The 20,699-nt window shown below is 43.4% G+C and carries 18 protein-coding genes; 4 read left to right on the top strand and 14 right to left on the bottom strand.

What is annotated here, in order from left to right; all coding sequences use genetic code 11:
- Positions 1 to 49 precede the first annotated feature (49 nt).
- Positions 50 to 943 (top strand): helix-turn-helix transcriptional regulator, encoded by an 894-nt coding sequence (locus FS818_RS07590; RefSeq protein ID WP_145331058.1) that lies wholly within the window; start codon positions 50 to 52, stop codon positions 941 to 943.
- Positions 944 to 950: 7 nt separating this feature from the next.
- Here the strand turns inward: FS818_RS07590 and FS818_RS07585 are convergent, their stop codons facing one another.
- Together FS818_RS07585 and FS818_RS07580 are read right to left on the bottom strand one after the other, a co-directional pair.
- Complete coding sequence (locus FS818_RS07585) at positions 951 to 1,514, bottom strand: GNAT family N-acetyltransferase (RefSeq protein WP_145331056.1); 564 nt, start codon at positions 1,512 to 1,514, stop codon at positions 951 to 953.
- Positions 1,515 to 1,768: 254 nt separating this feature from the next.
- A complete protein-coding gene (locus tag FS818_RS07580) occupies positions 1,769 to 3,253 on the bottom strand; it encodes an MFS transporter (RefSeq protein WP_145331054.1) in 1,485 nt (494 codons plus the stop codon).
- Between the two features lie 132 nt (positions 3,254 to 3,385).
- Here FS818_RS07580 and FS818_RS07575 point away from each other — a divergent pair, with 132 nt between their 5' ends.
- Entirely contained in the window at positions 3,386 to 4,207 is an 822-nt protein-coding gene (locus FS818_RS07575; protein WP_186331771.1) for a MerR family transcriptional regulator, read from the top strand.
- A 122-nt stretch (positions 4,208 to 4,329) separates the two neighbouring features.
- On the opposite strand, the gene FS818_RS07570 is transcribed toward FS818_RS07575, so the two are convergent.
- From FS818_RS07570 to FS818_RS07555, 4 genes are all read right to left on the bottom strand, one after another.
- Positions 4,330 to 5,964 (bottom strand): hypothetical protein, encoded by a 1,635-nt coding sequence (locus FS818_RS07570; protein ID WP_145331050.1) that lies wholly within the window; start codon positions 5,962 to 5,964, stop codon positions 4,330 to 4,332.
- Positions 5,948 to 6,694 carry an ABC transporter ATP-binding protein gene (locus FS818_RS07565; RefSeq protein WP_145331048.1) on the bottom strand — a complete coding sequence of 249 codons (747 nt, stop codon included), beginning with the start codon at positions 6,692 to 6,694 and terminating at the stop codon, positions 5,948 to 5,950. Before FS818_RS07565 ends, FS818_RS07570 begins: the two co-directional genes overlap by 17 nt.
- 329 nt (positions 6,695 to 7,023) lie before the next feature.
- Positions 7,024 to 7,815 carry an SDR family NAD(P)-dependent oxidoreductase gene (locus FS818_RS07560; protein ID WP_145331046.1) on the bottom strand — a complete coding sequence of 264 codons (792 nt, stop codon included), beginning with the start codon at positions 7,813 to 7,815 and terminating at the stop codon, positions 7,024 to 7,026.
- Positions 7,816 to 7,869: 54 nt separating this feature from the next.
- Positions 7,870 to 8,910: an AraC family transcriptional regulator gene (locus FS818_RS07555; RefSeq protein ID WP_145331044.1), complete on the bottom strand. Its 1,041-nt coding sequence runs from the start codon at positions 8,908 to 8,910 to the stop codon at positions 7,870 to 7,872.
- 260 nt (positions 8,911 to 9,170) lie between these two features.
- On the opposite strand from FS818_RS07555, the gene FS818_RS07550 reads away from it, so the two are divergent.
- Together FS818_RS07550 and FS818_RS07545 are read left to right on the top strand one after the other, a co-directional pair.
- A complete protein-coding gene (locus FS818_RS07550; protein ID WP_186375430.1) occupies positions 9,171 to 10,901 on the top strand; it encodes a sensor histidine kinase in 1,731 nt (576 codons plus the stop codon).
- Entirely contained in the window at positions 10,879 to 12,519 is a 1,641-nt protein-coding gene (locus FS818_RS07545) for a response regulator (protein ID WP_186331769.1), read from the top strand. Before FS818_RS07550 ends, FS818_RS07545 begins: the two co-directional genes overlap by 23 nt.
- A 102-nt stretch (positions 12,520 to 12,621) precedes the next feature.
- Here FS818_RS07545 and FS818_RS07540 read toward each other — a convergent pair whose 3' ends face one another.
- The 8 genes from FS818_RS07540 to FS818_RS07505 all read right to left on the bottom strand — a co-directional run bounded on the left by FS818_RS07540 (position 12,622) and on the right by FS818_RS07505 (position 20,691).
- The gene (locus FS818_RS07540) at positions 12,622 to 14,307 is read right to left on the bottom strand and encodes an extracellular solute-binding protein (RefSeq protein ID WP_145331038.1); all 1,686 of its coding nucleotides are present in this window, start codon (positions 14,305 to 14,307) and stop codon (positions 12,622 to 12,624) included.
- Between the two features lie 47 nt (positions 14,308 to 14,354).
- A complete protein-coding gene (locus FS818_RS07535; RefSeq protein ID WP_145331036.1) occupies positions 14,355 to 15,233 on the bottom strand; it encodes a carbohydrate ABC transporter permease in 879 nt (292 codons plus the stop codon).
- 18 nt (positions 15,234 to 15,251) lie between these two features.
- Entirely contained in the window at positions 15,252 to 16,109 is an 858-nt protein-coding gene (locus tag FS818_RS07530) for an ABC transporter permease (RefSeq protein WP_244159223.1), read from the bottom strand.
- Positions 16,110 to 16,489: 380 nt separating this feature from the next.
- Complete coding sequence (locus FS818_RS07525) at positions 16,490 to 17,452, bottom strand: threonine ammonia-lyase (RefSeq protein WP_145331032.1); 963 nt, start codon at positions 17,450 to 17,452, stop codon at positions 16,490 to 16,492.
- A 13-nt stretch (positions 17,453 to 17,465) separates the two neighbouring features.
- On the bottom strand, positions 17,466 to 18,470 hold the full coding sequence (locus FS818_RS07520) for an ornithine cyclodeaminase family protein (protein ID WP_145331030.1): 1,005 nt from the start codon (positions 18,468 to 18,470) through the stop codon (positions 17,466 to 17,468).
- 252 nt (positions 18,471 to 18,722) lie between these two features.
- On the bottom strand, positions 18,723 to 19,616 hold the full coding sequence (locus FS818_RS07515; RefSeq protein ID WP_145331028.1) for an alpha/beta fold hydrolase: 894 nt from the start codon (positions 19,614 to 19,616) through the stop codon (positions 18,723 to 18,725).
- 26 nt (positions 19,617 to 19,642) lie between these two features.
- Positions 19,643 to 20,074: a DUF1330 domain-containing protein gene (locus FS818_RS07510; RefSeq protein WP_145331026.1), complete on the bottom strand. Its 432-nt coding sequence runs from the start codon at positions 20,072 to 20,074 to the stop codon at positions 19,643 to 19,645.
- Positions 20,071 to 20,691 (bottom strand): DUF2239 family protein, encoded by a 621-nt coding sequence (locus FS818_RS07505; protein ID WP_145331024.1) that lies wholly within the window; start codon positions 20,689 to 20,691, stop codon positions 20,071 to 20,073. The genes FS818_RS07510 and FS818_RS07505 overlap by 4 nt, the downstream gene beginning before the upstream one ends.
- Between the last annotated feature and the right edge of the window lie 8 nt (positions 20,692 to 20,699).

The following is a 20,699-nucleotide window of genomic DNA, read 5'->3' as shown; positions in this document are numbered from 1 at the left end:
CGACCAAGTTCCGTTCATGATGTCGCATTACGACAGAGGAGAATAAACGATGAGTCTACCCCCGATAGATATTAATGATATGGATATCAAGTTAAAACTCGATGACCTTGTCCTTAACGTACTTTATGTAAAATTCGGTTATTTTCATCAAACGATGCCCAAACACAGCCACAGTCATGGAAGCTATGAGCTTCATTATATTCCGAGCGGTAAGGGGCTTCTTATTGCCGACGGCCAGCATTATTCCTTAACGCCCGGCACGTTGTTTATGACTGGCCCTGAGGTCGAGCATGAGCAAATTCCAGATCAAACGGACCCCATGGCCGAATATTGTATTTTCTTCGAGATTATTTCGGGACCCCTCCAACTGAAGCAAAATACAAGGGATCTTCCGACGAAGGGGGTTCTCTCCAGGTGGCTGCTGGATACGCCTTTCTGGATCGGCCCCGATCAGGAAAACATGATGACTTTATTTGAGATGCTTGCTCGGGAGGTGTCACTCAAACATATAGGTTTTCATCAAATGACAACGAACATACTGGAGATGATTGTAGCGCTAACGATCAGACATTATCGCCAAGATCCCACCGCGGTACGTAATGCACCGGTTAAAACATTAAATGATAGCAGGCTTGTGACCATTGAGAACAGTTTCTTATATGATTATCAATGGATAACATTGAAACAGCTTGCAGATAAAATTGGACTAAGCACGAGGCAGACAGAAAGGACCGTGCAGAAGCAATACGGAATGTCGTTTAAGGACAAAAAATGGCAAGCGCGTATGGAGGCTACAGCGCAGCTTCTGCTGACGACCGATTTGCCGATTCGAGAGGTAGCTATCGCGGCAGGTTTTTCCACACCGGAACGATTCAGTCATTCGTTTAAAAAATATTATAACCAGTCTCCCTCTAAATATCGCAGTGAGAATCGTATAACCTAGACTGCGTCTAGCTCTTCCGGTAAGCAACCCTATGAAAAGCATTGATATAACGGAATAGTGCTTTACCATCATCAGGCACATGCTTGCTTCTGCCCAGTGGCAACATCATTGCCTGATACGGTTCTGGCACCATGCTATACTGATGAACATAGGAGGTTAGAACGAACCCGTTCCGTTGCCAGAACTGAATTCGTTCCAGATGAGCCTCTGTTGTCCCGGACTCCGCCTCGATAATTATGCCTTCGACCCCATGTTCCCTTGTTGCCCAAGCCCGGAGCTGTTTCAACATCCACGTGCCTATGCCTGATCCGCGCAACTTCTGCTCAACCGCGAGATAGTCGATGATCAGCAAACGTTCCTCCCCCTTCCCTACCAGTCCAGTAACCGCCATAGCAACTACCTCCCCCTGATGCACGCCCATGTGTAAATAACCAATTCCACGATCCAGCATACTGTGCAGAATCACTTTTGTCTTGGCGCCGTATGGAAAAGCCTCTCGATAGATCCGCTCTATCCGCGCCCACAAGGCTTCATCCCAGGTCTTTATCGTTGTAAACTCTAATTCCAGCACTTTAATCGCCTCCAGATGGTTATCACAATTCCTGTCTCATGTTGTCGATCAACAGCGAGTTCTATTAATTATACTATTTATAAGACTAAGTCAGCTTGTCTTGATCAAAACAAAGAAGCCGCTATAAAAGCGACTTCAATGGGAGAGCGCTCCCCTCCTCAAACCTGCACGCACAGTTTTTACTTTCTTATAATGATTCTGGACAGCATTCAGAGCCTGTTCCTCCTCACCTTATCCCAAGCGCCGCGATTCTTCTATTTTTTTATTGATCGTGATCCAACCCATAGCATGCTTAATGAAGCAACTACCAATAACACAATAAGGGCTACGATAACAGCGAAAAAGGACTGATCAAATGCAAATTGTGCGGCCTGTTTTAATGTTTCTGAGGCTGATGCAGGAAGCCCTTCTGCTACGATTAAAGCTTCATCCAAACTATCCTTCACCTTTACTGAAACATTCAATCCTGTTGGGATTTTCATGGTTAACGTGTACACAAGACCGGATAGGCTTCCGATTATGGCTATTCCTGTAGCTCCGCCAACTTCATATCCCACACTTTCCATCGATGCAGCCATCCCTGCTTTTTCATACGGAGCACTACTCATTATAGAATGAGAAGCCACAGTCATTCCGCCACCTAAGCCTACTCCGAAAACCGCTAGTCCAAGAACCTGCCCAGCAATGCCTGAATCCAATTGTACAAGATAGATTCCTAACCCTGCTGCTGTTAGGAATAGAACAGCACTCTTGATATAAATCACATTGAAGCGATTCAAGAGCATTCCGGTCACTGGGGCTGCAATGACGGATGCAAAAGGGATCGTTAACGTATACACTCCGGCTAGTAGTGGGCTGAAACCTTCAACTAATTGAAGGCGTTGCGTCACAATATATTGGATTCCCGTCATAGCAAATAAACCTACCAATGCCGTAATAAATCCTGTGGTAAACAGTGGTATCTTAAATAATGAAAGGTCAATAAGCGGATCGGAACTTCTGTTCTGACGACGTATAAAGATAACAAGTGCCACAATGCCGACAGCAGCTCCAATGATTGCAAAAGTTACCGAACCTTCGCGGCGAGTAAACTCCTTGATCGCATAAATTAGAGTCACCAAGGCAATCATAATTTGGATTGAACTGGTTAAGTCAAACTTTTTACTTCTATCACCTTTATGTTTTGGAACGAGCAATATGGTTAGTACAAATGCTAGTATTGCGATGGGTAAATTAATTAAGAATACAGATCCCCACGAGAAATACTCGAGAAGAAGTCCACCAATAATGGGTCCAAGTCCTGCACCTCCTGAGGCAACAGCACCCCAAATACCAATAGCCAAGCCTAACTCACGCGGATCCGTAAACGTAACTCTGACGATTGCCATGGTAGCAGGCATCATAATCGATGCTCCAACAGCAAGAAGTACCCTTGCCGCGATCAAAACATAGGGGTTGGGGGCAAAAGCCGCAGTAAGTGAAGCTATTGAAAATATAATCAAACCTATTAAGAAAACCCGTTTATAACCAAGGCGGTCTCCTAATGTCCCCATTGCGGGAAGCAAACCCGCCATAACAAGGGAGTAACCATTTAATATCCATAATTTTTGTGAAGCAGTCGCACCTAATTCATGTGTTAACGTTGGCATAGCCGTGTAAAGAATCGTCATATCCATGACGATGAGTAAGAGTGCACTGGATACAATGAATAAAATCATCCAGCGTTTGAATGTTGACATAAGTAATCTTCCTCCATACGAATTATTTTAAACTTTTAGCATATTGAACTATAATGTATAGGGTAACCCTATAGTCAATAAACAATTTCAGCGAATTTAATACATAGCTATAAAGGCATGGAGGATAGAAAAATGTCGAATATATCAAACGAATATTTCACAACCAGTGAGCTAGCTAAAACATGCGGAGTGACTAAACACACCCTTTTTCATTACGATGATATTGGACTGTTAAAACCTGAATTTGTCAATTCTAAAGGCTACCGTTATTATTCCGTTCAACAATGTCTTGTACTTGATTTGATTATTGTGCTCAAAAAAGCCGGGAGTTCACTAGAGGAAATCAAGGTGTTTCTTCAGAAGCAAAATACGCCTCTACTCATAAATATGTTAAAAGAAAAACAGGTGGAGTTGGAAAGAGAACAACGTAGAATTACTCAAATGCAAAATATTCTGACAAGTGCCATCAAGATGACAGAGGAAGCAACAGTAGAGTTACCAAACGCACCAAAGATTCTGGAATGCCTAGAGGAATATTTTATAACTACCCAACTGGATGCAGGTGACGGTGATAAGGAGTTTGCCAAAAAATTAACCGAACATCGGGACTATTGTGAAACACATTATATCGATCATGAATTTCCGATTTGGACGATTATAAGTAAAGACCGATTTCAATCCGGGGGCGATTATCCTGAATACATAGCTAACCAAATAAAGGCCCCCATTCCTGAAGAAAAGCTGTTTATTAAACCTGCAGGTTTATATGCAGTTATAGATCACAAAGGCTCATACGATAGCATGTCACAAACATATTCTGTCATTAAAAAGTACATTGCACGTAAAGGAATGATAGTAAGCGGAGATGCATATGCATTGGAACTGCACAACTATTGGACAGAAAAGAACCCAGACGACTATAAAATACGGATATTTGTTCAGGTATCACATTAGTCTCTTCCTCATTTGAAAGCCAGATGAATAACAAAATCCCCCCTTCTTTTTAAAAGGGAGGATTGATATTAAACTTTAGATTAAAGTCATTTTACGAAGATAGTGAATCCTTACGTTCACTCTCATTTGACTCTAAAATGGTGATGAGCATATTTGTTTACAAGAGGTAACGCACTAATCAGATAACTTACAGTCAACACAATTAGTGCAGTAGTTAATACCCAAAGTGTTGGCCCTATAAAAATCGCGACAACCATGCCTAATGAGATAAGACTGTTTACGATTGTAAAAAGAGGATTGTTGGTCTCCAGCTCGGCTGTGTAGGGCTGGAGCACATAGTACAACAATAGATGGTGTAATGAAAAAAAGACAGCCAGCGTAATAATTAAAATCCAGATCGCAAGAAGTGAATCTATATTCCGTCCCTCACTTAATATGAGTACAGACACACTTATGACAGCCGCAAAACACAAGCCTAATTTTAGATTGGTGCTTAATATATATTTTAACCTTAAAAGGAAATGCTGTTTCGCATGCTTGCGATAAAATGCATATCGCATAAGTGGCATATCGCAATGGAAAAATAACACTTTACAGATCTGATTACCCACGGTCAGATTAAGCATAGCCATGATAAGTAAAGGTGTAAATCTTCCTACATAGTCCAGAGAAATACGGTCTTTGAAAATAAGTGTCAAGACAGACAAGATCAAGCCTAAGATTATAATGGCTAGTATACGTCTTCGAAACGGTGCTCGAAGGAGACTAATATGCCTCTTTATAAAGAGTGCGTGCATTTGCTCGTATCCTTTTTTGTCTAAGGTGCTCTGGGTGCTCTGCTCGACGACAGCAGAGTTAGAAGTGGATAGTAAACTTAAGTCGTTCCCTGTAGACTGGATCATTCGTTTTTGAATATCTGCTATCATGAGTTCTGCGTTCAAGAGCGGATCAGCATAATTTGTTACTGCGCGTACTGCGCCTGCATAATCCGTATATTTGAGCAAAACATACCCAGCAATAGTCCCTAACAACACGATGATTGTCACAAGCCATCGGTGATCCAATATCGCAGCCCCGAATAAAGGAATGCTCCATTGGGTTAAAGGAAGGTAAGCAAGAGTCAGTGAGATTAACATTGTTAAACTCGTAGCCCACGTTTTCTGTATGAGAACAAAGCCCCTCCGCTGAAATATTGCTAAATGTAAAAACTCGCATAAGACTCTCCAACAAGTCATGATTCCCACGACCTGCAATACATGGCTGATCGAAAAATTAAAAAATAAGGAGACCAGCGTAAAGGCTATCCCTTGATACAAGAAAAATGTGGTATACCTGTGAAACAGTACAGCTCGCATAAATCGAGTTGGCGCTATTCGCATAAACTTGATCGCAGTATACTTCATCTTGTTTGTTTCCAGCACTTTCGCACTCGTTACTGCACCCATCACGCCACTAATGCAAAAATACATATGAAGAACCAGCGCAACTCGCCCTGTATAATGATCTTCTGTCCATAAAAGGATAGGCAGTACAAGCATACCCCAGAAGTAGAGTAAGCTCTCTATTAAACCCGCACCGAACATCAAAATAACTGCGATTGCACCTAATGTTCGTTTCGCCCGGAAAGCAGCATATGATCGGTCACGAATGAAGGTGCCTACAACCGGTAACCTTTGCAGGAAATATATTAAACGGTTGACTAACGTGATCACCTGCAACTGCCACATGCGAGAAATCGTATTAAAGATTCCCTGCATCGGCATTCTCCTTCTGGCTACCCTCTTCGCCTTCATGTTGCAATAACTTAATAATTTGTTCCTCAAAGTCGGGTTGAGTAAGAAGATCAGGTGAAATCCGAGTTAAACTCCCATGATTTAAAATAACTAACTCATCACACAGATCCGTTGCCAATTGTAAGATATGGGTTGAGAAAATGAGGATATGATCCTTTTTCAGATCACGCAGCAGCTGTTTCATTTCGCTTGCAACGATGACATCAAAGGAAGTCAAAGGTTCGTCCAGGAGAATCACTGCGGGTTTGATCAGCAGGAACAGCATCATTTGAACTTTGTTTTTCATTCCGTGTGAATACTGTTTAATGAGCTTGTGGCGGTCTTCTAATGTCATGTGCATCATGTCGAATAAGCCATCAATGTCATCTCCTCGCCCTTCGATTACATCAACGTTAACATCTATAAAAAATCGTACAAACTCATATCCCGTCAGAAATTCCGGTAACATGGGCAGGGAATAAACATAGCCTACATCATCGACTTCCAAGTGACACGATGTCGATTCGTTAATAAGTTCCATTGTGCCGCTATCCGTATGAATCTCGCCACCTAGGCAATTGAATAAGGTTGTTTTTCCGGCGCCATTTCGACCAAGAAGGCCATAGATTTTTCCCTTTTCGAACTGAAAATCTACATCACTTAATACGTTTTTCTCACCAAAACTCTTCCTTAAATTCTGTAATACCAGTTTCATTAATTAGCTCCTCGCTTTCAAAACCCTTTTTTTCGTTCATATACAAATTGATTAATTGTTTAGTTTTCATACCTATCCATCCCTTCAATTTTTTTTCATAAAAGGATATTCATTAGCATCCCTTTAGAATGTAAATTGTCTTAATGGAACCCAGTAGTTAATCTTGGGAAATTAGACAATTACTTATCTTGTATTCGATCTTGATTTATATTATTCCTTGTTGTATCAGCGAATAAAAGAAAACGAACTATCGAATGATAGTCCGCTAGGCTATTTTTATAATCTCTTGTTAGTTCCTATCCATGCAAACCGCTTATGGCTGGACTTCACTAGTAAATGGTTGGAACCATTCCCCCATCCATACGGATCGGTGAACCTTTAAATGGCGTTGCGTAAGGGCTGCATACAAATGTTGCTAGTCTTCCGATCTCGCTTGGTCTGATGAAACGTTGCAACTCAGATTGGGGAAGATTGGCCGCCATGAACGTTTTTTCTTTCTCAACAAAGGTCAGACTCTCATCCTGGATGACACTCTCTATGATCTGCTCTACATTCTCCGAAAGGGTTGGTCCAGGCATGATCGTATTGACCGTTACTTCCGTACCTTTTGTCAATTGGCTTAAACTCTTCGATAAAGAGAGTAGCATGGATTTGGTTACAGCATATTGCGGCATATGTCCAGGCATCACAGCTTCTTCACTCGCGATAAAGATGACCCTTCCGAAGCCATTGTCCAGCATGGTTGGCAAATAAAATTTGGTCAGTGCGTTTGCGGAAAGAACGTTCGTCTGAATATACTTTTCCCATACCGTGTCGTCTACATCATAATAGGACATGATTTCGTAAATCCCGGTGTTGTTGATCAGAATATCAACCTGTGGGAAGGTTTTGAACAAAGCTTCACGTTCAGTGGCGTTGACAATATCGGCAGCCGCATTTTGAGGAGAAATGTTCGGATAGGCAGATTTGATTTCGCAAACGACTCGTTCTACCTCTTCAGCACATCGTCCATTGATAAGTACATTGACCCCTTCTTTGGCTAATTCCAGAGCAATCGCTTTACCGATCCCTTTTGTCGATCCTGTCACCAACGCTGTTTTGTTTTTTAATCCCATATCCATAAACCATTTCTCCTTTTTCTGTCTGGTTGATTTCTAGTTAAATGTAATAAGTGCTTATCTTCCTGTAGAAGCATCTTCTAGTTTGGCGTATCTTTCCGCATGTTCGCTTCGCCAATTGGCAGGTGTATCGCCTTCCCAAGCACGAAATGCACGGTAAAATGAATTCTGGTCTTCATATCCGATCAGAAATGCGACTTCCTTGATATTAAGTGATAAGTCTGCCAAGTACACCCGAGCTTGTTCATGTCTTGCCTGCGTGAGCAGATGTACGAAACTTGTTTTTTCATCCATTAATCGGCGCTGTAATGTGCGGTCACTCATGCCCAATTCCTTAGCGACGGTTTGTACTTCTGGACGTCCGGCACTTAAGCTACGCTTCATAATCCACTTGACCATGTCCGACATGGAACGATTTACTTTGTGTTCATGTAGCGTATGATCCAGTGCAGGGCTCAAAATCTCAAGTAACTCTTCATTGTAGGTGAGGAAAGAAAGATCCAGGTCTTTTCGATGTAACGTCAACCGATTTCTACTGCCATTTGTCCGGACCGGGCTACCAAAATAAGCTTCGAGAGCTTTTTTATCTCCCATCGGCTGGGTAAATTCTACTGCACTTGCAATAAGAGTCCGTCCTGTTCCCTTCCGTCCCAATTCAAGCAGGAATGCTAATGTGATGCCGACCAGTAATGGCGGACAAGTCTGATCGGTGACGATCCATTCCAGATCAATTGTAAAACCCTCCCCCTCCTCAACCATCTTTAATCTTTCGGGAGGACAAAGTTGTTTATACCTGGCCATCCGATGCAATGCATCGCGATAATTACGGGCATGATAAGTGGCTAAGATCGGCGGCGGATACTTCGTTACTTCATAACCGGTTGCGAGATTGATGATCCCTTGGGCAATATCGCCTGCAAGGTCAGAATACGCTTGCCAAATAGCATAATATTGAGCGGTATTTACCGTCGTTTCGGAAATGATGGTAAGCGGTAATCCGGCTTTACGAGCTACATCCTGTGAGGAAATACCTAATTGACATAGCCCTTCCCAGAAACCTTGTGGCATTTTGATACGGTTATAGGAATAGGGTGACATTCATCTGTACCTCCTTCTGCTGACTGACATATTCGAATGACAAACCTTCCTTGTCTTCGCTGACTCATGAATATGATGATACTCTTAACTTTCTGATATGTATCTAGCACAGGGTGACAACAGACTAACGAATTACGCCTATTTATAAACTTTAAGGCATAAGCGACTCCCTTACCCTCATATTCTTTCCCCTAATACAGCCGTATGCTGTAGAATAAAAGATAGTCATTATGCTTCTTTGTTGCACAGGGGGAAAAAATATGTTGAAGGAAAGGTTTTCAAAAGAAAACGCCTCTATTTTTCAAAAGCTTGGGCTGGGTCTGGTTTTGATGTTTGTGCTAATCATCCTGATCTTCTGGTGGATCTATCGATTAAACGTAGATGAAATTCAGCGTGAGTTGCAGAAGAATAAACTGGGAGAAGTACGGTTCATGTCTTCCCAGCTGTCTAATCAATTTGAGCAGGTATTAATGAATGCGCTGACATTATCCGAGGATCAGTCGGTTAGAGGGTATACGTATGCCCTCACTTACGGGAATGATTTTGCCAAATACAAAGCCAAACTGGAGCTGATGGAGAAGCTTTCTCTTAATAGTGCTTCAACGGCATGGAACAATACGATCATTCTGTATTATCCGGATGAGAAAGCTACTGTATCTTCGGATCGTGAATTTTCATTTCAGCCGTTCGTCATGTCCAAAGATCCCTTAGATAAATGGACGTTACATATGAACAAGGATGGTACGGGGTATTATTCGCATCTTACCAAGGGACATCGAGGTCCGATGTACATTGAGATCCGGATATCACTTGAAGTGCTGCAGAAAATGATGTCTGAATATACTTCCGGGACACCAATGCTTTATGACTCGCATTTTAAGACAGCAATCCGGGGAGCAGGCTCCTCACAACTTGCCGAAGCTGACGCACAGGTTATTCCACAGATCAGAAATGATAGCGGTTTCTTCGAAATTGCATATCAGGATCAAAATTATTTCATCAGTTATATGAAAGCAAGCATTCTCGATTTGTACTTTATTGATTACCATCTTACCAATCAATTGCAACAGTCTATCTCACGTAACAATACGTTGTTTGTGCTGGCCCTTGTGGCGCTGCTCCTGCTTTCTCTGCTGTACACGCTGGCGCTGCGAAATCAGATCCAACAACCGATTATTCGTCTGCGCAAAGCGATCGATCGTTTTGACCGGGGAGATTTCTCCAGCCGTGTTGATGAAACGCAGACTCTTGAGTTTCGTATATTAGGCCGGTCGTTTAACAGAATGGCCGAGAATACCCAGACGTTAATCGAACAGGTGCTACTTGGAGAGCTGTCGGTCAAAGAGGCCAGGTTGAAGCAGTATCAAGCCCAGATCAATCCACATTTTCTATATAACTGCCTCAACTATATTCAGAGCAAATCCAGTGTAAAAGACTATGAATCTGTAACCGCCATGACCCTGGAACTGGCTTCCTATTGCCGTTATATTCACCGCATTGAAGATATGGATACCACGCTTGGTGAAGAGCTTCGTTTTGTGAGCAATTACATGTCCATCATACATATGCGAAAAAAAAGCATTACCTGTGAGATCGATGTGCCAAAACAGCTTCTATCTATTCGTATTCCTCGTATGATCCTGCAACCGCTCGTTGAAAATGGTGTCAAACACGGCATAGAACCTTCCATGGGTTCTGGGAAAATTACAATTCGTGCAGCGCAGGATCAGGAGTTCATACGTATCGCGGTTGCAGATAATGGCGTAGGCATGCCGGCAGAACGGCTTGCACTCATCAGCGAACATATGGATGAATTAACGCGTCCAGAGGAACAGATTGGAACAGGAGTCCGAAATGTAAATCAGCGATTGAGGCTCACCTACGGCAAACGGTCAGGCCTCTCTATAGAGTCCACCCTATATGAAGGAACCTCATGCATCATTACTATACATAAGGAGGATATCGCAGATGCATCAGATTCTGTTAGTTGACGATGAATCCTATGTGATTGACGATCTTGAGATCTCATTTCCATGGGATCAATACCGTATTGAGCGTATTCACAAAGCATACTCCGGCATGCAGGCATTATCCATTCTGGAGGAACAGACGGTAGACATTGTAATCACTGATATTTCAATGCCCGTCATGAATGGACTTGAACTGATACGGCAGATCAAGGCGGTGAAACCCAACCTTCCCTGCATTTTGCTTACCGGTTATGCCGAGTTTGAGTATGCCAAAGAAGCGACGAAATTCGGTGTTGTCGAGTATTTATTGAAACCGCTGGATGTCGAAAAGCTGGCATCCTGTCTGGAAAAAACAGTGATGTCCATTGAAGAGCAGATTCGCAGGGCCTTGTCTTATGAACAGGCCATGAACTCATTTCGTGAGCACTTGCCTTCGCTAAAGGACAGATTACTGAATCAACTGATTGAAGGTAATCGTTATTCAGAAGATGTTCTGAACGACAAGTTGGGCCATTATCATCTGCCCTTCCAAGCCCAAGATGACGTACAGCTTGTTCTGGTGCGGCTGGAAGAGCATTTCACCAGATATACGACGACCAGTTTGCAATTGTTTGAATACGCTGTGACCAACATTGCGTGTGAGTTATTTAATACGGCTTTTCATACCTGGCACTGCAGGGATCATTACGATTATTTGGTCTTTTTGTTAAAGCCCGCTGGACCTGGAGCCAACGAAATTGATACTTCACCAGAGACGAATCACAGCGAGCGACCCATGAAGAAAAATCAAGATCTCACCCATCTTTCGTTGCAGTTGCATCACAATGTCAATGAATACCTGAAAGGAGGCATTTCGGTTATTCTTAGCCAAACGGGTACACTCCAGCATGATATCCGTGACATGTACGAGCAGGCCATATCGGCCCTTAAAAAGCAAGTAGGTAACGGTACCGGATACTTCTTCCCTCTGGAGGAAAGCTACCGCTCTGTCTCCATACGCTCCCTACATATTTTGTATGAACCTCCTACCTTTAATCATCTGCTTGAAACAGGACAATGGGATGTGTTCAAAGAACGCATGCACCGGATCAAGACCGGTTATGACGCATTACCTGAACAAACCGAAGAACATCTGGATGAGATTCAGATTGTATTGTTATCGGCTTTTCATTACATTGCCCACAAAAATCAAGCGCTGTTGTCTGATCTGGTAGGAAACGAATGGGTTCCTCGAGTGCCCTTTCGTTCAGTTTCCCAACTTACGGATTGGGCGGATAACATGCTTGATCGGCTGCGTATAAAGCTGGAAGAACAGTCTTTTGATGAGCAACATGACGTTATTCTTCAGATCAAGACGTTTGTTTCTTCTAATCTGCACTCCCTCAGCCTTCAATCGATCGCAGATCATGTATCCTTGCATCCGGTATACGTCTCCAAGCTGTTTAAACAATTTCAAGGAATCAGCTTAAGTGAATATATTTTAAGTGTCAAAATGGATCTTGCCCTCTACCTGCTCAACCACTCGCAGGATAAGGTATATGAGATTTCGGAAAAACTGGGGTATGCCAACTCCCAATATTTCATCAAGGTGTTTCGCGATAAATTCGGGATGACACCGCAGGATTACCGGGAGCAATAAAGCAGCGTATCGTGAAGAAAGTTAGCGTAAAAAAAAGCAAAAACCGCGCTTCACGTACACAGGTCAATGAAATCCCTTGTACATGAAGCGCGGTTCGTTTTTTTATTTTATCGTGTCATACCAAGCATTGACTTCTTCCGTGATCTCCTTACCTCCAGAAGTCATGTACTGTTGCACAAAAGTATCAAATTCCTCGATCGGCGCTTGGCCATAAATGATTTTGTTCAATACTTCCTTCTCCAGCTTGGTCAGCAGATCACCTCTGGCAACCTGTGTTTTCGTTGGCACACCCGTGAACATCTGAGGCATTACAATATCTTTTTGATCAATGACAATTTTGGCTGCCTTAATCTGTTCAGGGATTCGGTCCGCCAGGTTTTTCTCATACTGAGTGGTCGGCTCTTTGCCATTCGCAAGATCAGCTAACGTATTCATCATCAGGTTAGGAATGATCGCTCCATCAAAGGTTAATGAATAACGGATCGCATCAATCCAGCCGCCCGGAATTTTGTCGCTTTGCTGCTCTTTATATACCTCACCGTCAGGGCCGATATCATAATCATAGCCTTTGGCAAACCCGTGCACGAATGTTGTGCTGTCCGGATTAGCCCAGTGATCAAACAGATAGTTCTGGTATACAAAGAATGCGTCTTTGTGTTCCATATCTTTGTTAATGAGGACAGCACCCGTACTGATTGGTGTTCCGTGGCGTCCCATTTTACCGTCGGGACCAGCAGGAAGTGGATATGCTTTATATTCAGCACCTGGCACATTTTGCTGCAGATCCGGGATGGGCCAGCCTGTCATCCAATAAGGGCCAACGATAATACCGGACTTGCCGGCAGTAAATGCTTCAGCGGCTTTGGGCTCATCATACAGCCCTGCTTCTTTATCAATGTAACCTTTCTGCATCCATTCTTTCATCTTCTCCAGTGCCGGTTTCATCTCGGGCTGGATAGAGCCGTATGCAAGCGAACCGTCTGCTGCTTTATTCCACTGATTCGGCATCGCTCCAAACATGCCAAAGATCCAGCCGGATTCTGCCATCCATGTGTTCAAATTGTTTTTGAACCCTACAGAGAGAGCAACGGTGTCCTTCTTCCCGTTTCCATCCGGGTCTTGATTGACGAAGGCATCCATTACCGTTTCCAATTCATCTAATGTTGTTGGTGCTTTCAGATTCAACTTCTTAAGCCAGTCTTCACGAATGTACATCACTGGATCATTGTTGTAAGCGTTCTCCAGAATAGGGATTGCCATTCGTTTACCGTCACGGATGTAGGGATTCCATACATTTGGATCTTCCGCCATCGCTTTTTTATACGTATCCGAAGCATATTTATCGAACAGTTCTCCTGCATCCACGAATTGACCCGATTCAATTAGATCACTAATTAATGTTTGGCTGCCGCGGAAAGAAATAATATCCGGCATTTTCTGACCCGATGTGAGCATGAGACGAAGTTTGGTCTGGTAAGCATTATTTTGTTCGCTGACCGTCCATAAGTACTTAATATCGATCCCCAGTGTATCGTGAGCCCACTTTGTATGCACGTTATTTTCAATGTTCTCCCCATTTTTGAACTTCAAGCTGCTGGTGATCGGGAACACCGTCGAAATGGTAACCGGTTCAACATACTTGCCATTTTCAAACCGTGCGGAATAAAATTCATTACTGTCGTTAGGATTTTTCTGTGATGTAGAATCGTTGCTGCATGCTGCGAGTACACCAGATAACATTGTAGCAGCCATCAGAATGCGAAGCGGCTTTTTCCATGTTTTAAACATGTTGTCTCCCCCATATCATATCAAATTTAGTTAACCCTGAATGGGTCTTATTCTTTAACAGCACCAAGTACAATCCCTTTAACGAAAAAGCGTTGCAGTAAGGGGTACACCACCAAGATCGGTGCCATGCCAATGAAAATCTGAGCCGCCTTGATCGTCCGTTGTGAGATGTTCTCGAGGTCTTCGGGACGCACAGAAACTTTACTGAAGTCCTGCTGAACGATGATCGTCTGCAGGAAGGTGGCGAGAGGATACTTTTCGTGATCTGTCAGGAAAATCAAACCATCGAACCAGGCGTTCCAGTGCCCTACCATGGAGAACAAGGATAGCGTAGCGATAGCTGGCATCGACACAGGCAAAAAGACAGAGACCAATGTTCGAAAGTAACCCGCACCATCAATAAAGGCAGCTTCCTCCAGCTCTTTAGGCACATTGCGAAAGAAATTCAATAACAGGATCATATTCCACACAGATACGGCTCCCGGAAGAATAAGCACCCACATCGTATTGAGCAAATTGAGCTTCTGAATAAGAATGTAGAACGGAATTAAGCCTCCACTGAACAGCATTGTAAACACAAAGTACCACGTGTAGATATTACGACGTTTGAAGCTCCGATTTTCCCGGGATAACGGATAGGCTGCCAGAATGACAACGATCATGCTGAGAAGTGTACCCAGCACGGTTCGCTGTACAGCAACCCATAGGGAACGGATGAAGTTTTCATTAGCCAATGTTTTCTCATAAGCATCAAAAGTAAATTCAACCGGAAAGAGTCCAACCAGATTCGCATTGGCAGCTGCTTTACCGCTGAAGGAGACCGCGAGAATGTGAATCAACGGGATAATACAGAGTAACGATAATAAAATCAAGAACGTATAGTTAAACACGGTGAAAACTTTGTAAGGTTTTGTTTTATGATACATGCCGGCAAGGTCTCCTTTCTAGAAAATACGGTAATTTGCAAATTTATAAGCTGCACGGTATGCGAGCACAATCAGAACGAATCCGACAACCGACTTGAACAGCCCGACTGCAGCCGAGAATCCAAACTTCCCGTCGATGAGACCTACCCGATAAACGAAGGTATCAATGATATCGCCCTTATCGTAAACGAGCGGATTATATAGATTGAAAATCTGGTCGAATCCTCCGTTCAAAATATTTCCGAGTGACAACGTTCCTACGACAATCATGATCGGAATCAGAGCAGGAATCGTAATGGACCAGGTTTGTTGCCACCGGCTCGCCCCATCCACCTCAGCAGCTTCATATAGTGCCGGATTAATACCTGCCAGAGAGGCTAGAAAGATAATCGCGCCGAATCCGAATTCTTTCCAGATATCACTGGTGACCACGACGATTCTAAACCAGGTACCTTCTCCGAGGAAAAAGATAGGTTCCAGACCAAACACGGCCCCAAGAAACTGATTGATCATACCTTTTGTTGCCAGCATGTCCAGCAGTATTCCCCCAAGAATAACCCATGATAGAAAGTGCGGTAGATAAACGAATGTTTGTATGCTTTTCTTGAAGGTTTCCTTCCGTACTTCATTAAGGAGTAACGCAAAGACCAATGGTGCAATCAGGCCTCCAATCAGTTTCATTCCCGCAATAATTAAAGTGTTCCAGATCACCTGCACATTCTCAGGCATGCTGAACAGAAATTGGAAATGTTCCAATCCGATCCAGGAAGATTTGGCAAACCCGAGCCAGGGCTTGTAATCCTGAAAAGCAATGACCAATCCGCCCATCGGTATGTACGCAAATATGAACGTCAAGATAACTGCTGGCAGGAGCATAAGATCCAGTGCCAGTGTTCGTTTAAAGCCTTTTTTTCGTTTGGTGCGCCGGGGACTCGGGTGAATCACATCGGCTTTCGTGGGTGTGGTGGCTTTGGCATTACTCATTCGTGTGCTCCCCTTCTTTCTCTATGTTCTGCAGAGATAGGCGTCAGCTCTGTTGTATCTCCGTATATTCAGTATAGATTCACCGCGCCGAAGTCAACATGATAAAACGATAACTTCGATAACAAATTGTTAATATGACACGTCGGTTGAACGAAAATAACCCTCATGCCTATAGAGCGTTTACTCCAGAGGTACGAGGGCTTCTGATTTTAAAGTTGTAATCCCACTGAACACTACATGACACGTCTAATCTAAAGTCTAAGGTTCAAGGGTTAGTATTTGGATAAAATACGCTGGAGTACGTCTCCATCGATGTTGCCACCGCTTAATACAAGTGCGACATTTCGACCGCCGATTCGTTCCCTCTGTTCCATAATCGCCGCAACTACAGTAGCGCTTCCTGCTTCAATAATGTATTTTTCTTCTTTGGCCAGAAAACTTACGGCTTGGCCAATCGAATGCTCCGATACGGCAATAAAATCATCAACATAATCTTTAGCCATCTCGTAACTCAGTTTTCCGACCCCACCAAGCAGTGCGTCACAGAGGGATTCCCCGCTAGGATATTGTTCATATAAGGTATGATCTTCGTAAGATTTAATCATGGCCGGGCAGGCTTCGGTTTGCACCCCGACAATTCGGACGGACGGCTTGATCGATTTGGCAGCCACCGCAATCCCCGTTATCAGCCCCCCGCCACCTACTGGAACGACGATCGTGTCGATATCCTGATTTTGTTCTAAAATTTCAATGCCTATCGTGCCTTGTCCACCATAAATTTCCGGATCTTCGTAATAAGGATCAATATACGTTAAATGATGTTCATGAATGTACTTCATGCCGAGCGTATGAGCCTCGTCAAAATCTTTCCCTAATTTCATCACTGCTGCCCCGAAATAGTTCATTTTATCAATTTTGCTTTGGGCCGTCGTTTCGGGAACGATTACCTTTACGGGATGAATTCCGAGAATGGAAGCCGCGTAGCTTACAGCACTACCGTGGTTACCTGAAGAAATGGCTGCAACGCCTCTGCTCTTTTCTTCCTCGGATAACGTCATCATTTTGTTTAAAGCCCCTCGGATTTTAAAGCTCTTTGCTCGTTGGAAGGACTCCAGTTTGAAAAAGTATCTCCTATTCTGATCACCTAGATAGAATGACTCCTCAAGTGGTGTATGCTTCAGATGTTTCTTGATGCGGTCATATGCTTGTAACACATGTTCATAGCTAAAAGTCATTTCAAATTCTCCTCTAGATGTCTATTTTAATGCCGAGATTTCTTTCTTCTGCAGTCTGCAATGCCATTTTCGCTGCATATATATCCAGAATCGCCATACCTGTCGCATCAAATATGGTGATTTGTTCGTTTGAGGTTCTTCCCTTTGTTTTTCCTAAAATCAAATCCCCGATCTCACCGCATATATGGCTTTCTGCAATCTTGCCTTCTTTCAGCGGTATTTCAATCTCGCCCACTTCTATACAGTGCTTCCGATCATCTACATATAAGACGGCTTGTGACACCAGGTTCGAGTCAATCTCCTGTTTCCCCGCCATATCTGCACCTATGCAAGAAAGGTGTGTGCCTTCTTTTACCCACTCCCTCTTAATGATCGGCGTTCGGGATGATGTGACGGTGATGATAATATCACTGCTTTTTACAGCTTCTTCTAGCGATTCCGCTGCTTCAAACGTAACGTTCTCGATGTTCGTGCCAAATTCAGATTGAAGTCTGTGTGGTATTACGTCAACAAAAGTTCTCAGCTTCTCTTGGTCCCTGGCGGCGACACATACCGTTTTCAAGTTCGGAAGCACCGATAAGGCACAAGCGATTTGGAAGATTGCCTGATTGCCCGAGCCTACGACAAGGAGAGTTTCAGAGTCCGTTCTTGCTAAGTATTTTGCTCCGATTGCTCCCGAAGCACCTGTACGTATACCCGTAATAAAGGATGCCTCGGTTATTCCTAGAGGTCTGCCTGTTTCAGCATCAAATACGTTTATGAGCCCCGTCAAAGTAGGGAGTTGCTTCGCTTCATTATCGGCAAACCATGTGATTGTTTTATGCCCAAATACCTTATCACTCTTCAGATATCCTGATTTGATATCCATATCTGCCTTGCCTGGAACAAAATCGTAGAAGATTGTCGGCCAAGTCTCCGTGTTCTCTTCACTCCGAGCCTTGTATACTGTTTCCACTAAATGTATCACCTGAGGTACATTCAATCCTTGTCTGACATCGTGATCACTTAAAAATCGCATCTGGTACTCCTCCTTCTTTATCAAAAAAAGCATTGAATCTCATCCCTCCTACATTACGTAGGCCCTAGTGGGGAGTGAGACTCAATGCTTCTTATCGTTTTTACCCGGGGATAAAAACAAGCATGATATAAAATTTGTAGCTTTATTTTAGCTGAACTTTGTTGAGAATACAACGATTATTCATTATAGTTTACATAACTTTAAATATGGTAATTTTAAGCCACTATATTTGTCTGAAGTCCAATGTATATGCTATCCTTTGCGCCGGGCTGTCCGTTCGATTCCGTCAATAACCTTTTCGAACAGTTGAGCCGGCAGATCATGCCCCATCCCATCAAGTAACATAAATTCTGCACCGGGGATAGCTTCGGCCGTATCTTTGCCGCAAGCGGGAACAAACATCGGATCATCCACGCCATGAATCACTAAGGTTGGAACGTTTACTTTTGCCAGACGTGCACGCCGATCTCCTGAAACGGCAATAGCTGCAATTTGCCTGCCAATACTGCCCGGATCATAAGCTCTCTGAATTTCTTCTCGAATGAGTGAACGATACTCATCTTCATCGAAAGGAAAAGCTGTTCCCGCAATACGTTTGGCAAAAGCTATGCTGTGAGTCAAGTACCCCGCTTCATCCTCCATTGGATTTGGTGCTGGCCGAGTCATTAACGCCATGAATTCCGGGGATGTTGGTGGAAGTTCTGGGTTACCTGTAGTTGACATTATTGAAGTTAGCGAGAGAACACGCTCGGGATATTTGCTGGCCACAAGCTGGGCAATCATACCACCCATTGAGCGCCCAACAATATGTGCCTTCTCAATCCCAAGGGTATCTAATAATCCAATCGTATCATTAGCCATATCATCAAGTGTGTAAGGAATTTCTGGTCGTTTTCCCGACATGAGTGTTTTGGCCAATGCTTCGAAATCTAATGTGGCATGATTGCTAAAATGTGTAGATAACCCTGTATCTCGGTTATCAAAACGAATCACTCGAAATCCACGTGCTGCTAACATCTCACAGAATGGGACCGTCCAACGAATCATCTGTGTGCCGAGCCCTGCAATTAATAGAATGGTTTCATTCTTTTCGCTGCCATAACTGTCATAGGCAATATCAATGTCGTTTACTCTTAACGTATTCATTATGATGTTCTCCTTAAAAATAAAAATTAAAATTTGGGCAACTCCGAGAGAGGCAGTAATCGGGAATCTTCGATTGCCGCAGTTCGATGTCCGATTCCTTTCAAGTACGATGCATGATTCGAAAAGGCCATAAATGACTCTAGGCTACTCTGACGAATCAGCATCACTAAATCCCATTGTTCAGCTTCGGGACCAATCAGGTATTCCCCGCCTTCTCCCATAAAAATAATCTCGCCTCCACTTTCTTGTAAAAACGGGAGCGTATGTTGAATATAACGCTGAAAAGCTTCTGCTCCGCTTATAGGTTGTTCAGGGGCTAGTTCAGGATGGGACGTATAGTTTGCGACCTTGCGAAAACTCAATAAATTCAACATGAATATACTGCCAGTCATGTTTCGTCGCACAAGCTTCATGCCGCTGCTCTGAGTAGGTTCAATGTATCGGATGGGTTCAGTCATGTTGTTTTCCTCTCTTCCTGCGTGAATGCATTACTGGCTAAAGACTTAATATAGTCTCTGATATCGGGTGTCCAATGATTAATCGATTCGTAGAAACGATTTTCATCCGCGGCATATAGTGCTCTCAAAGCCTCTTCGTATTGAGGATAATCCCCCGCCATTGCCGTCATGAAATGATAGGTTACTTCCTGTGCCGCACGAGCTTTGTTTCCGTTCTCCCCTGAACGGCGAGCCTCATCAATCAGTTTTCGCAGGGTTACCGAAGCGCCTCCGGGTTGAGCTTTAAGCCAGTCCCACTGCCTGGGGAGTAAAGTGATTTCACCAGATACTACGCCTAGTTTGGGGCGTCCGGCTCTTCGAACGGGTTGTTCATTCTCTTTGGTATCCGTTATAGTTCTGGGCTTGCCGTTAAGGCGGTCTAATACATCCTCTAAGCTTCCTCGGAAATCAATATCTATTGGTTTTCCAGTAGAATCGTCAAAAATAAGCAAATCAACGAATTCACTCTTTTCCCAGTTTTCTTTTATGACTTTAACAACGTCTCGTAATGTGCCACTGGCCACATGTTTTCTACCTACAAAGGCAGTGCAGTTTATTTCGACAGGTGAATCCTGCATGTTAACCC

Source organism: Paenibacillus xylanexedens (genome assembly GCF_007680605.1).
GTDB lineage: Bacteria > Bacillota > Bacilli > Paenibacillales > Paenibacillaceae > Paenibacillus > Paenibacillus xylanexedens_B.
Note: the sequence above shows the minus strand (reverse complement) of the source record. Positions and strands in the feature narration are given on the sequence as shown.

Bases quoted from the DNA above. Each gene is read 5' to 3' on its own strand.
- FS818_RS07570 (WP_145331050.1), bottom strand. From the start codon at position 5,964: ATGCAGGGAATCTTTAATACGATTTCTCGCATGTGGCAGTTGCAGGTG.
- FS818_RS07555 (WP_145331044.1), bottom strand. From the start codon at position 8,910: ATGTCACCCTATTCCTATAACCGTATCAAAATGCCACAAGGTTTCTGG.
- FS818_RS07550 (WP_186375430.1), top strand. From the start codon at position 9,171: ATGTTGAAGGAAAGGTTTTCAAAAGAAAACGCCTCTATTTTTCAAAAG.
- FS818_RS07565 (WP_145331048.1), bottom strand. From the start codon at position 6,694: ATGAAACTGGTATTACAGAATTTAAGGAAGAGTTTTGGTGAGAAAAAC.
- FS818_RS07530 (WP_244159223.1), bottom strand. From the start codon at position 16,109: ATGCTCCTGCCAGCAGTTATCTTGACGTTCATATTTGCGTACATACCG.
- FS818_RS07560 (WP_145331046.1), bottom strand. From the start codon at position 7,815: ATGGATATGGGATTAAAAAACAAAACAGCGTTGGTGACAGGATCGACA.
- FS818_RS07580 (WP_145331054.1), bottom strand. From the start codon at position 3,253: ATGTCAACATTCAAACGCTGGATGATTTTATTCATTGTATCCAGTGCA.
- FS818_RS07535 (WP_145331036.1), bottom strand. From the start codon at position 15,233: ATGTATCATAAAACAAAACCTTACAAAGTTTTCACCGTGTTTAACTAT.
- FS818_RS07505 (WP_145331024.1), bottom strand. From the start codon at position 20,691: ATGCAGGATTCACCTGTCGAAATAAACTGCACTGCCTTTGTAGGTAGA.
- FS818_RS07590 (WP_145331058.1), top strand. From the start codon at position 50: ATGAGTCTACCCCCGATAGATATTAATGATATGGATATCAAGTTAAAA.
- FS818_RS07515 (WP_145331028.1), bottom strand. From the start codon at position 19,616: ATGAATACGTTAAGAGTAAACGACATTGATATTGCCTATGACAGTTAT.
- FS818_RS07575 (WP_186331771.1), top strand. From the start codon at position 3,386: ATGTCGAATATATCAAACGAATATTTCACAACCAGTGAGCTAGCTAAA.
- FS818_RS07520 (WP_145331030.1), bottom strand. From the start codon at position 18,470: ATGCGATTTTTAAGTGATCACGATGTCAGACAAGGATTGAATGTACCT.
- FS818_RS07525 (WP_145331032.1), bottom strand. From the start codon at position 17,452: ATGACTTTTAGCTATGAACATGTGTTACAAGCATATGACCGCATCAAG.
- FS818_RS07545 (WP_186331769.1), top strand. From the start codon at position 10,879: ATGCATCAGATTCTGTTAGTTGACGATGAATCCTATGTGATTGACGAT.
- FS818_RS07510 (WP_145331026.1), bottom strand. From the start codon at position 20,074: ATGACTGAACCCATCCGATACATTGAACCTACTCAGAGCAGCGGCATG.
- FS818_RS07540 (WP_145331038.1), bottom strand. From the start codon at position 14,307: ATGTTTAAAACATGGAAAAAGCCGCTTCGCATTCTGATGGCTGCTACA.